An 11,415-nucleotide genomic window follows, 5' to 3' on the forward strand; every position below is an offset into this window, starting at 1 on the left:
GTTCAGACCAAGTTGAGAACCAGAAGCAGGGCATCTGCGGCCGGGCCGTCCGCACGCGGATAATAGCGCGGTCGTCGTCCCGCCGCCTCGAAGCCAAGCGCGCCGTAGAGGGAGCGGGCTGGAGCATTGTCCTCGGCCACTTCCAGGAACATCCGCGTCACGCCTATCGCGGCCGCGCGAACCGTCGCGTTACGGAGCAGACGGGCGCCCAAGCCCTTCCGGCGGGCGGCGGGCCGGACGGCCAGAGTCAGAATCTCCGCTTCGTCGGCGACGGTGCGGATCAGGACGAAACCGTCCGCGTCGCCTTCCAGAAAGACGCCGGCCTGACCCAGAAGTTCGGCGAAGGCCGTCGCGGGCCACGGCGTGTCGAACGCTGCCGCGTGCAGGCCAGCGAGCCCTCGGGCCAGATCGCCCGGATCGGCCACGGTCGTCATGCGCCCGAGACGACGGGGCGTGCCTGACCGGGCAGGCGCGTCGGCGGGGTCGCGTCGGGCGCGCGCAGATAGAGGGGGCTCGGCGGATGGTTCGCGGGGTCGAGCGCAACGGTCAGGGCGGCGAGTGCGGCCGGGTCGGGCGCGGTCACTGTCGAAACCTCGCCTCCGACCAGGGTCGCACCCGACCCTGTGATGCGCCAGGACCGGTCGGCGAGGCGCGCGATGGCGTCTTCCAGCGACACGGCCTCCGGCTCCGACGCCGGGTGACCTGTCTCAAACAGCTGCAGATAGACCTGCCCCCGGCGAGCATCGATCACAGCCGCCGTCGCTCCCTGTCCGCCATCGGCGGACCAGGCCAGGGCAGCCAGGGTCGATACGCCGACAACCGGCTGACCGAGCGCCGCGCCGAGTCCCTGGGCGAAGGCCAGTCCGACCCGCAGGCCGGTGAACGAACCAGGGCCGACGGTGACGCCGATCCGATCCAGCGCTTCGAACCCGCCGCCGGCCTCCGCCACCGCGTCGCGGACGAAACCGCCCAGCCGTTCGGAGTGACCGCGGGCCATGACCTCGGACCGCAGGCCCAGGGCGCGGCCCTCCTCGAACACTGCAGCGGTGCAGGCGTCCAGCGCCGTGTCGATGACCAGCACCCTCATCGGGCGCACCCGATCAGGACGCGGGCGCCAGGGCCTCGGTGATCCGCGCCAGGGCCTGTCTCAGGGTTCGATCGCGGATCAGCGGGAAGGCGGCGGCCACAGCTCGCCCTTCGGGCGTCGCGGTCATGACACGCAGACGTGACAGGTCGTCGCTCTCCGACGCGCGATCCGGAAACAGCGCGCCCGGCGCGACCCCCAGGGCGATTGCGATGTCGTTCAGACGCGACGCCGAGACCCGGTTGGCCCCCGACTCGTATTTCTGGACCTGTTGCGGGCTGACGCCGAGCCGTTGAGACAGGGCCGTCTGCGACAGACCCAAGGCCGCACGCCGCGCCGCAATGCGCTGTCCGACCAGGGCGTCGATGGCGGCGGGCGAACGGGGCATGCGGGCGGCTCCGGCTTTGCTGCTGACCGGATCGTTTCATGTCGCCGCGCAAAATGCAACCTTTTCGTTTCATTCCTCCAGCCTCGCGCGGACAGCCGCCACCCGGGATACCGAGTTGCGGTCCAGACTGGTCTCGGCCCCCAGTCCGGCCGGACCGCCCTTCACATACAGCCGGTCGCCGTCGGCGCTCTGGTACAGCCGGACCAGTCGCGTCCCGTCCGCCAGATCGATGACGCAGCCCTGGTCCCGGCGCGGCCAGCGGCCCGGATCGAACTCCAGCACCACCCCGGACGCGGCCCAGGGCGCGAGGTCGTCGTTTGAAAGCTGCATCCGTTCGGTCGCTTTGGCATGCCGCCCGGGCGGCGGACTGAAGGCACGGCCGAGGCTTTCGACGCCGGTCGCTGGCGGTGCAGGCGACGGACCTTCCCGCACCAGTATCAGGGCGAGATCCTCGGGTGTCGCGTCCAGGGCGCCCGTCAGGCGGCGCTGGACATCGGGGCGAAACAGGCCCGGCCGTTTGCCGCTTTCATAGAGACCCCAGCCCTGGCTGGTCATGCCGATGCGGGCGCCGGCCTCCGCCTGACTGAGGCCGACGGCGCGGCGCAGGGTCGCCAGTCCCTCGCCGAGGGCGGCGGCGTCCGAGTCGGATGCGAAGCGGGCCATGCCGGATTGTGCCTCAGACGCCAGTGTCAGGCGAGACGGAAACGTTTCACGTCGCTCAAGCAGCAGATGACCGTGTCGCAAGCGATTGCGGTCAGAAACGGGCGATCGGCGGGGCCCCTAGATGACCTGTTCGACGCTGGTCACTTCGGGGACGTAGTGTTTCATCATCTGCTCGACCCCGGCCTTCAGCGTCATGGCCGAGGAGGGGCAACCGGCGCAGGCGCCGCGCATGCGCAAGCGCAGGATCCCGCTTTCCTCGTCGAAGGCGTCAAACAGGATGTCGCCGCCGTCCTGGGCCACGGCGGGGCGGATGCGGCTGTCGAGCAGAGCCTTGATCTCGGCCACGATCTCAGTGTCCTCGGCGCCGTCATCGACGCTCTTCTCGCCGTCGCGCAGCAGGGGCGCGCCGGAGACGAAATGATCCATGATCACAGACAGGATCTCCGGCTTCATCTCCGACCAGTCGCGGCCGTGTTCGACCTTTGTCACCGAGACATAGTCGGCGCCGAAGAAGACGCCGGAGACGTCCTCCAGGGTGAACAGAGCCTCGGCGAGCGGCGAGGCCGTCGCCTGATCGATCGACAGGAACTCGCGCGAACCGCCGGGGGCCACATCGCGACCGGGCAGGAACTTCAGTGCGTTCGGGTTCGGGGTCGGTTCGGTCTGGATGAACATGGGCTGGAGATGCGCTCGACTGGGGCGGTACGCAAGGGCGGCTCCGTGCGCGTCAGACTCGAACAACGGAGTGTGGATCGTCCGTAGAATCTGGTCGGTCCGCACTCCAAAACACCGTCCGAAGCGTCCGATGCGTCCGCCCATTGATCTTTCGCGCGAGGAAGGAGAGGGGGCCGCAACTCCAAAAAGAGAGTCGACAGAGTCGACAGACTCGACATCGGGCGGCTGGCTGGCTGGCGATGTCAAAGACCGGCAGCAGTGTCTCACGGTTTTCGACGGCGGCTGGAATAGAGCTCTATTTCAGGACCGGCCTTTGTTTTCAAAGATGCAATGCGGGCGTCCGTTGATGGGTATGGCGCCTTTTCCCTCCCACTCGGAGGAGGGTCGTCGCGGAGCGACGGGGTGGGCAGGGCAGGCCGATGCGGATGCAGGCCTGTGAGGTTTGCCTTGCCGGCCCCGCCCGGTCTCCGCTTCGCTTCAACCGCCCTCCGGGCAGGGGGAGGGAGAAGGTGTTGTGCTTGAACATGATCGTTTGCCGGACTCGCGAAGCGGTTCCTCCTCAGCCGATCAGGCTCTACGCCAGATCCTCGATCTCGGCGTCGGTCAGCTCTCCCGGCACGATGGTGACCGGTAGTTTGCGCCCGCCGAAGGCGGCGCCCTGTTTCAGCACCGCCGACACCAGAGGACCCGGACCCCGGCTGCCGGTCCCGGCGGCCAGGACCAGGATCTTGATCTCAGGATCGTCGCCGCAGACCTTGCGGATGGCCGCCTGGGGCTCGCCCTCCTCGATCAGGAAGACCGGCTGGGCCCCCGAGCGTTCCTGCGCCTCTTCGCCCAGCCGGTTCAGAAGCGCTTCGGCCTCGGCCCGCTGCTGGCGCTGGATTTCGTCGCGCACCCCGGCCCAGTGCTCGTCCGACCCCCCCGGAATGATCCGCAGAAGGGCCACCCTGCCGCCGGTCGACCGCGCCCGGCGCGAGGCATAGCGCAGGGCCGCCTCGAACTCGGGGCTGTCGTCAACGACGACGAGAAACTTCCGGGCCATCAAAGCGCGCCCACGACCTGGCGGATCTGGCCATTGGCGATGGTCAGTTTGGCGAAGGTCCAGCCCGTGCCCGAGGCCTCGATCTCGTCCACGGCGGCGCGAACGCCTTCGACCACGGCCTGACGCGGTCCGATCCAGGCGTCCACGGCCGCTTCGGCGGTCGACTCGGTGTCGCCCACCGCCGGTTCGGAGGCCAGAGCCACCGCGCGGGTGAGGGCGACCTGTTCGGCCATCAGGTCCTCGATCAGGCGACGCACGGCCAGGCGGTCGAAATGATCGCCCGACGGCACGGCGCCGGCCGCGGCGCGCAGGCGGTCGAAGTCGAAGGCCGCGCCCACCTGGTGATAGAGGCGCGCCATCCGGGGCTCGGACCAGCCGGCGTCCCTCGCCAGATCACCGACGTCGGCCGTGGCGACCAGGGGACGCAGCATGGAGATGGTCTGGGCAAGGGCCTCGCCCACCCCCATGCCGGCGAACAACTTCAGCCGATTGGCCAGACGCCCCTGTTCGAAGCGCGACAGGACATCACCGCCCGCGCCCCGCAGAGCATCGGCCGCCGGGCGATAGGCCTCGATCAGTCCCTGGACCGTCGCCCCCGCCTTGCCTGCGCGACGGGCCAGCCAGAAGGTCTGGCGCCGCAGGACGGTAGAGATTTCCAGATAGAGGGCCGTCTGGGTCTCGGCCGGGACCGTGAGGTCCAGCACACTGACCGCGTCCCAGGCCTCGTCGAGGCGGAAGACCCGCCGCGCGGCCTCGAAGGCGATGACCAGGGCCGTCGTGTCACACCCGGCCGCTGCCCGCACGCGATCGGGGAAGGTCGGACCCGTCATGTTGACGATCTCGTTGCACAGAACCGTGGCCACGATCTCGCGCCGCAGCCGGTGGCCGCGCATCTGCTCCTCGAACCGGGCCAGGGGTTCGGGGAAGTAGCGGACCAGGGTCTCCTCGAAGAACGGATCCTCCGGCGCCTTCGAGGCCACGATCTCATCGGCGAGTTCGAGCTTGGAGTAGGCCATCAGCACGGCCAACTCCGGCCGGGTCAGGGCCAGGCCCGCCAACTTCATCTCGCCGATGCGGACGTCACCCGGGAGACCCTCGACCTTGCGGTCCAGTTTGCCCCGCGCGGTCAACGCCTGCATGAAGCGCTGCTGGGTGTCGAGCGCGCCGGCCCCCTCAGCCTGCTGCAGGGTCAGGGCCAGGGTCTGGTCGTAGTTGTGGGCCAGGACCTTCAGCCCGACCTCTTCGGTCATCGAGGCCAGAAGGGGCACGCGCTCCGCCAGAGGCAGGACGCCGTTGGTGACCGCCGAGCCGATCAGGATCTTGATGTTGACCTCGTGGTCGGAGGTGTCGACCCCGGCCGAGTTGTCGATGGCGTCGGTATTGATGCGTCCGCCACCGGCCGCGAAGGCGATCCGCCCCGCCTGGGTGAAGCCGAGGTTGGCCCCCTCTCCCACCACCTTGACCCGCAGTTCGTCAGCGTTGATGCGCAGGGCGTCGGTGCCCTTGTCCCCGACCTGGGCATCCGTCTCGAGCGCGGACTTCACATAGGTGCCGATGCCGCCGAGATAGAGCAGCTCCGCCGGCGCCTTCAGGATGGCGCGGATCAGGCTGACGGGGTCCAGGGCCGTCTCGGTGATGTCGAGGGCGGCGCGGATCTCCGGGGTCAGTTCAATCGACTTGGCCGAGCGCGAGAAGACCCCGCCCCCGGTGGAAATCTTCGCCTTGTCATAGTCCTGCCAGGACGAGCGCGGCAGGGCGAACAGGCGGTTCCGCTCTTCCCACGACGGGGCCGGGTCCGGGGTCGGGTCGATGAAGATGTCGCGGTGGTCGAAGGCGGCGACCAGTTTCGAGGCCCTGGATAGCAGGAGGCCGTTGCCGAACACGTCGCCCGACATGTCGCCGACGCCGACCACGGTGAAGGGCTCGGTCTGGATGTCCTTGCCGATCTCGCGGAAGTGGCGCTTGACCGCCTCCCAGGCGCCCCGCGCCGTGATGCCCATGGCCTTGTGGTCGTAGCCGACCGACCCGCCCGAGGCGAAGGCGTCGTCGAGCCAGAAACCGTAGTCGGCCGAGACCCCGTTAGCGATGTCGGAGAAGGTCGCCGTCCCCTTGTCAGCGGCCACGACCAGATAGGGATCGTCCCCCTCGAAGGCGACGACGTTGGCGGGATGGATGACATTGCCGTCGGCGGCGATGTTGTCGGTGATGTCCAGCAGGCCCGACAGGAAGGTCTTGTAGGCGCGGATGGCCTCGGCCTGCTGGGCGTCGCGATCGCCGCCGGCGCGCACGATACCCGACAGGTATTTCGGGAAGAAGCCGCCCTTGGAGCCGACTGGCACGATGACGGCGTTCTTGACCTGCTGGGCCTTCACCAGACCCAGGACCTCGGTGCGGAAATCGTCGCGGCGGTCCGACCAGCGCAGGCCCCCGCGCGCGACCGGGCCGAAGCGCAGGTGGACGCCCTCGATGTGCGGCGCCCAGACGAAGATCTCGCGATAGGGTTTGGGCAGGGGCAGGTCGTCGAGTTCGCGCGAGGCGATCTTGATCGAGATGTGCGGCTTGAAGCCGCCATCGGCCGTCGCCTGGTAATAGTTGGTGCGCTTGATCGCCCCGACCAGGGCCATCATCCGGCGCAGCGCCCGGTCATGGTCCAGCGACTTCACGTCCATCAGCAGGGCGTTGATCTTGTCCGTCAGTTCGGTGCACGCCGACGCACGATCATCGGCCGGACCCCCGTGAGCCGGGTCGAATTTGCAGGCGAAGAAGGACAGAAGGGCGCGGGCGATGGCGGGATAGTCGCGCAGCGCCTCTTCCTGCAACGCCTGGGAGGGATCGAGACCCGTCTGCTGGCGATAACGGGCCAGGGTGCGGATCAGGGCGGCCTCGCGCCAGCCGACGCCGAGTTCGAGCACCAGACGGTTGAAACCGTCGCTCTCGGTCTGGCCGGACCAGACGGCCGAGAAGGCCACTTCGAACGGGCCCTTGATGTCGCCGAACTCGAGCGCTGCGCCGCGCGGATCCTCCAGCAGGAATTCGTGAACGTGGATTTCCTGGGCCGAGCCGGTCTGGCCGGCGGGCCGGATGGCGTGGCCGAATTCCTCCAGCGTCTTCAAGCCCATATCGGCCAGGACCGGCAGAACGTCGGACAAGGGCACCGCCGCGCCGCGACGATAGAGTTTGAAACGGAATTGCAGCGGGCTGTCGTCGGCATGGCGGAAGGCGCGCACGGCGACAGGTTCGCCGACGGTCGTGTCGCCCGTTTCGTTCAGGCGATCGATTTCCCGCAGGTCATTGACCGCCTCTGCGGCGTCGTAGCGATCCCGGTAGCCCGGTCCGAAGGCTTCGGCCCAGCGGGCGCTCATGGAGCCGATCTGGCTGTCGTCGACCTCGGCGGCGCGGAGTGCGCCCTCGAAGCGATCGACCCAGCTGCGGCCGGTCTCGATGATCTCGGCGTCCAGAGCCCGCGCGTCCGGAGTCGGATGATCGCCGGGGGTCACGCCGATGATGTAGTGGATGCGCACCAGGGGCGCGTCCGACAGCTGCGGATACCAGGCCGACAGACGTCCGCCCCAGGCCCGGGCCAGGATGCGGCCGATCCGCTCGCGCACCCCGGCGTCGAACCGCTCGCGCGGCACGAAGGCGAGGACGGAAACAAACCGGTCGAACGGGTCTTTGCGGGTGAAGATCTTGATCCGGGGCCGGTCGAACAGGTGCAGGATGCCCAGAGCCGTCGTCAGCAGCTCGTCTTCCGAAATCTGGAAGAGTTCGTCCCGGGGATAGTTCTCCAGGATGTTCTTCAACCGCTTCTCGTTGTGACTGCCGGGCGCCTTTCCGGCGCGGTCGAGGACCTTGGCGACCTTCCTGCGGATCAGCGGCACCTGTGACGGCGGTCGGTCATAGGCCTCGGCGGTGAACAGGCCGACGAAGCGGGTCTCGCCCGAAGGACGGCCGTCGTCGCCGTACCGTTTGACGCCGACGTAATCCATATAGGCGCGGCGATGGACGCGGCTGCGCAGATTGGCCTTGGCCACGGTGACCGGATCCGACAGGTCGATCTGGCGCTTCATCTGGGCGGTCAGGACGGCGGGCTCCGAGGTGCGCCTCAGAACCGTCCGCTCGGGATCGCGCAGGACGCCGACGCCGGCGGCGGACTGGTCCAGCGGGGCCTCGGCCGCATAGCCGCCGTCCGAGGTGCGCGGATAGTCGTAGTCGCGGGCGCCCAGGAAGACGAAGGCGTCGTCGTTGAGCGAGCGCAGGAACTCCAGGTTCTCGGCCACGATCTCCGGGTCGATGCCGCCTGGGCAGGCTTCCAGATGGGCGATCGAGCGCGCCATCAGTTCGTTCATGGCCGGGTAGTCGGCGACGGCGGTGTGCACGTCGGCCAGGGTCTGTTCGACGCCGGCCTTGAGCGCCTCGCGGCGTTCGGGCGGCAGGGGATCGATGACAAGGACGATCAGGGATTCCCGGGCGTCGGCGGCGGCCTTGCGCGTGCCGTCAGCCTGTCGGGCCAGATTCAGGACCGGGTGGAACAGGGCGCGGACCGAAACGCCGGTGTCCGCCAGTTCGCCCATGACGCTGTCGACCAGGAAGGGCCTGTCGTCCTGAACGATGCGAAGGACGTCATAGGGGGTCGCGCGGCCCCCGGCGGCGGACAACGGCTGGACCAGAACCCGGGATTCGCCTGGCGTCCTGCGTTCAGCCCAGCGCCAGGCGTCGGCCAGAACGGCGCCGACGTCTTCTCCCGCCAGCTCCGGCGTCTCGTCCTCGGCGTAGTCTTCCCAGGACTGGGTGACGAAAGACTGCTCCAGCCCGTCCAGGGTCCCTCCGCCTCCCAGAGCCTCCGCGAAGGCCCGTTGCAGCGCCTCCGGGCTGGAGGGCTGGGAGGAGGTGCGGAGGTCGCCGGGCATGGGCAGGGTCTCGAAAGGCGCGGCAGGGCCGCCAGGGTCTGGACCGGACGCTATCGATCGATTGTTACTGCGGTATCACCAAGACGACGCGTCCCGTCCCTGATGGCTGGATAGGCCGGTCCGCGCGGCCGGGGAAGGCCGGAAACGACAAACGCCGGGTCCTCTTTCGAGAACCCGGCGTCTGATCACCGTTCACTGATCGAGGGGAAGATCAGAAACGGTAGTTCATGCCGATCCGGACCGCATGCAGGCCGAAGCGGCCGTTGGAGCGTCGCATGTCCGTACCCGTGGTGTTGGGGGTCAGAACGAAGGGATTGGTTGCGATTGCATTGCCCCGCCCGACGCGGATGTCGAAGTCGGGCGCTTCCAGCGAGGTGTAGAGATACTCACCGGTCACGCTGAGGTTCGGAGCCAGCATGTATTCAACGCCGCCGCCGGCCTGGTAGCCGTCGGCCTGGTCGTCATCCGTAGTGGCGGTGAAGCTGTTCTGGGTGTTCGACGAGTAGAACTGGTTCGACATTTCGCCGGTCGCGCCGCCTGCCGTGCCATAGATCAAGGCCGGACCCAAGGCGTAGCCGACCCGGGCGCGCAGGGCGGCCAGGTTCTGAAGCTTGCGCTCGAAGGTGTAGGAGGCCGGCGTGGTCGAATAGGAGGTCACGCTGTCTTCAGCGCCCGCAAAGCCCGAGTATTCCGCCACGGCTCCGACCACGAAAGAGCCGAACTGGAAGTCCCAGCCTGCGCGAATGCCGCCTTCGGAGCCGCTGGCGTCGTCATCACAGCCGGCGGTCGGCACATTGCTGTTGGCCGAGCCGCCGCACGAACCGGCGCTGAAGGCGTCGGCGCCAGTCGTAGTGACGACCGTATCGCCGAAGTTTCCGTCCAGGTTTCGGTCGAACCGGAGACGCTCGTCGTCCTGGTCGTTGGCCTTTGTGGCGCTGCCGTAGACGCCGACATAGGGGCCCGACCAGTCGGGCGTGGCGGCCCCGTTCGGCATCCAGTTCTGGGCCATGGCCGGCGCGGCGACACCCATGAGAAGCAGCGCCGTGGCGGCCGTGGAGATGATTTTGATCATGTTTTTCCGTCCTTGGTCGAACGCGACGCAGAAGCGCGGCGAGGCAACCCTTCCGGCGAGCCTAACGACAGGGACGTCCGCGCGTTCCTCACAGATGCGGTGCGCGCGTGGATTTCAGGGAGGGCGGGGTGCTCAACGCATCACTGATTCGGCAAAGAAAAAGGCCGTCGGACGGGCGTCCGACGGCCTCTCTTGGACCGGCGCTGGAGGGGGGAACGGGCGCCGGTCGATGCCGCCGCGGCCTTGGGGAGGGGAGGGGGCCGCGACGTCTGGATGGCAGATGGGATCGACAGAACCGGGCCGCAAGGGGTCGGGTTTCAGGGTTCTGCGACTCCGGCGCGCGGCGGTTTGACGCGGGCCGGACGGCGGGCCGGCGGCTTGTGCGGCCGCTCTTCCTCCGCCTCGTCGGCAAAGGGCCTGCCGTTCCCCGACAGGAGGATCGCGATCCACATCGATCCCTTGAACTCGGCCAGGATCGCCATGGCCATGACCGCAAGGGGCGTCGACAGGAACATGCCGACCACGCCCCACATCTTGCCCCACAGGGCCAGGGCCAGAAGAACCGCGACCGGGTCGATGTTCTGGTTTTCGCCCTGCATGCGCGGCTGGATCGCGTTGCCGACCACGAACAGGATCAGCTGCAGCCCCACCAGCAGGATCAGGGCCGGCCAGTAGGTCGGGAATTGGACCAGGGCGAACAGGGGCGGCGCGAGACCGGCGATCGCTCCGCCCAGCACCGGAATGAAGCCGACCACGAAGATGACGAAGGTCCAGAACTCGGCGTTCTGCAGGCCCACCAGACGCATCAGGATCCAGGCGGCGACGCAGATGATGCCCCCGGTCACGGTCTGGACCCACAGATAGCCCTCGACCCCGCTGCGCACGCGCTCGAACACCTCGCTGGCCTCCTGGCGCGCCTCCCGGTTGGGGAACAGATTGACCAGCTTGCGCCGGAAGCCCGTCTGGGCCGCCAGCAGGAAGGCCAGGTAGACCATGACGAAGAAGGCGCCGGAGACAACCCCCTGCACCTGGAAGGCCAGGGTGGTCAGATAGCCGCGGATATCCAGCCCGGCGAACAGCTCATGGGCCGTCGGGGGCGTCGCCATGCCGAACAGCCGCCCGCCGTCAGCGATGATGGCGTCGATCCGGGGCCCGATGCCGCTGGACACCCCCGAGGCGTCGGTGAAGAACCCGGCCGCCCCGTTCACGATGAAGGCGATGGAGGCCAGGAAAGCCAGGACCACGACGGCCAGGGCCGCCGTCCCGGCCCAGTGACGGGGCAGACGCGTCCGGTCCTCGATGAACCGCTTCACCCCGTCGATCATGATCAACAGGAAGATCGCCATCGCCAGCGGCGTCAGGATGTCCCGCAGCCAGTAAAGCGCCGCGCCTCCAGCCACCACGGCCAGGGTCACCAGGGCATTGCGGGCCACAGTCGATGTCGGAACGGCGATCGGTGGTTTCATGACTGGTCTTTTCGGGGGCGTCGCAGCGCCGGTCAATCGTCGATTGGCTATGGCCCGCGCCACGGCTAATCATCAGCATCTAGAGCAGGATCGGCTGAGGAGGAATCGTTTCGCGAGT

General features: G+C 68.3%; 9 protein-coding genes. All 9 read right to left on the reverse strand.

The genetic code is table 11. The annotated features are described in order from the left end of the window. Positions 1–2 precede the first annotated feature (2 nt). On the reverse strand, positions 3–434 hold the full coding sequence (rimI, locus tag ACP7AZ_RS09985; RefSeq protein ID WP_426038505.1) for a ribosomal protein S18-alanine N-acetyltransferase: 432 nt from the start codon (positions 432–434) through the stop codon (positions 3–5). Further along, positions 431–1,087: a tRNA (adenosine(37)-N6)-threonylcarbamoyltransferase complex dimerization subunit type 1 TsaB gene (gene tsaB, locus ACP7AZ_RS09990; RefSeq protein WP_426038506.1), complete on the reverse strand. Its 657-nt coding sequence runs from the start codon at positions 1,085–1,087 to the stop codon at positions 431–433. Before tsaB ends, rimI begins: the two co-directional genes overlap by 4 nt. A 13-nt stretch (positions 1,088–1,100) precedes the next feature. Next, the gene (locus tag ACP7AZ_RS09995; RefSeq protein WP_426038507.1) at positions 1,101–1,472 is read right to left on the reverse strand and encodes a helix-turn-helix domain-containing protein; all 372 of its coding nucleotides are present in this window, start codon (positions 1,470–1,472) and stop codon (positions 1,101–1,103) included. A gap of 69 nt (positions 1,473–1,541) precedes the next feature. Further along, entirely contained in the window at positions 1,542–2,135 is a 594-nt protein-coding gene (locus ACP7AZ_RS10000; protein ID WP_426038508.1) for a helix-turn-helix domain-containing protein, read from the reverse strand. Between the two features lie 117 nt (positions 2,136–2,252). Beyond that, positions 2,253–2,810: a NifU family protein gene (locus ACP7AZ_RS10005; RefSeq protein ID WP_426038509.1), complete on the reverse strand. Its 558-nt coding sequence runs from the start codon at positions 2,808–2,810 to the stop codon at positions 2,253–2,255. A 574-nt stretch (positions 2,811–3,384) separates the two neighbouring features. Next, positions 3,385–3,852 (reverse strand): universal stress protein, encoded by a 468-nt coding sequence (locus tag ACP7AZ_RS10010; protein ID WP_426038510.1) that lies wholly within the window; start codon positions 3,850–3,852, stop codon positions 3,385–3,387. Beyond that, positions 3,852–8,759 carry an NAD-glutamate dehydrogenase gene (locus ACP7AZ_RS10015; protein ID WP_426038511.1) on the reverse strand — a complete coding sequence of 1,636 codons (4,908 nt, stop codon included), beginning with the start codon at positions 8,757–8,759 and terminating at the stop codon, positions 3,852–3,854. Before ACP7AZ_RS10015 ends, ACP7AZ_RS10010 begins: the two co-directional genes overlap by 1 nt. Before the next feature lie 211 nt (positions 8,760–8,970). Continuing rightward, on the reverse strand, positions 8,971–9,831 hold the full coding sequence (locus ACP7AZ_RS10020; RefSeq protein WP_426038512.1) for an outer membrane protein: 861 nt from the start codon (positions 9,829–9,831) through the stop codon (positions 8,971–8,973). Positions 9,832–10,148: 317 nt separating this feature from the next. Further along, positions 10,149–11,297: an AI-2E family transporter gene (locus ACP7AZ_RS10025; protein ID WP_426038513.1), complete on the reverse strand. Its 1,149-nt coding sequence runs from the start codon at positions 11,295–11,297 to the stop codon at positions 10,149–10,151. Positions 11,298–11,415: the final 118 nt, after the last annotated feature.

Source organism: Brevundimonas sp. DC300-4 (assembly GCF_049897365.1).
In the GTDB taxonomy this organism is placed as follows: Bacteria; Pseudomonadota; Alphaproteobacteria; order Caulobacterales; family Caulobacteraceae; genus Brevundimonas.

Excerpts from the sequence above, each read along its gene's own strand:
- rimI (WP_426038505.1), bottom strand. The coding sequence starts at position 434 with ATGACGACCGTGGCCGATCCGGGCGATCTGGCCCGAGGGCTCGCTGGC.
- tsaB (WP_426038506.1), bottom strand. The coding sequence starts at position 1,087 with ATGAGGGTGCTGGTCATCGACACGGCGCTGGACGCCTGCACCGCTGCA.
- ACP7AZ_RS09995 (WP_426038507.1), bottom strand. The coding sequence starts at position 1,472 with ATGCCCCGTTCGCCCGCCGCCATCGACGCCCTGGTCGGACAGCGCATT.
- ACP7AZ_RS10000 (WP_426038508.1), bottom strand. The coding sequence starts at position 2,135 with ATGGCCCGCTTCGCATCCGACTCGGACGCCGCCGCCCTCGGCGAGGGA.
- ACP7AZ_RS10005 (WP_426038509.1), bottom strand. The coding sequence starts at position 2,810 with ATGTTCATCCAGACCGAACCGACCCCGAACCCGAACGCACTGAAGTTC.
- ACP7AZ_RS10010 (WP_426038510.1), bottom strand. The coding sequence starts at position 3,852 with ATGGCCCGGAAGTTTCTCGTCGTCGTTGACGACAGCCCCGAGTTCGAG.
- ACP7AZ_RS10015 (WP_426038511.1), bottom strand. The coding sequence starts at position 8,759 with ATGCCCGGCGACCTCCGCACCTCCTCCCAGCCCTCCAGCCCGGAGGCG.
- ACP7AZ_RS10020 (WP_426038512.1), bottom strand. The coding sequence starts at position 9,831 with ATGATCAAAATCATCTCCACGGCCGCCACGGCGCTGCTTCTCATGGGT.
- ACP7AZ_RS10025 (WP_426038513.1), bottom strand. The coding sequence starts at position 11,297 with ATGAAACCACCGATCGCCGTTCCGACATCGACTGTGGCCCGCAATGCC.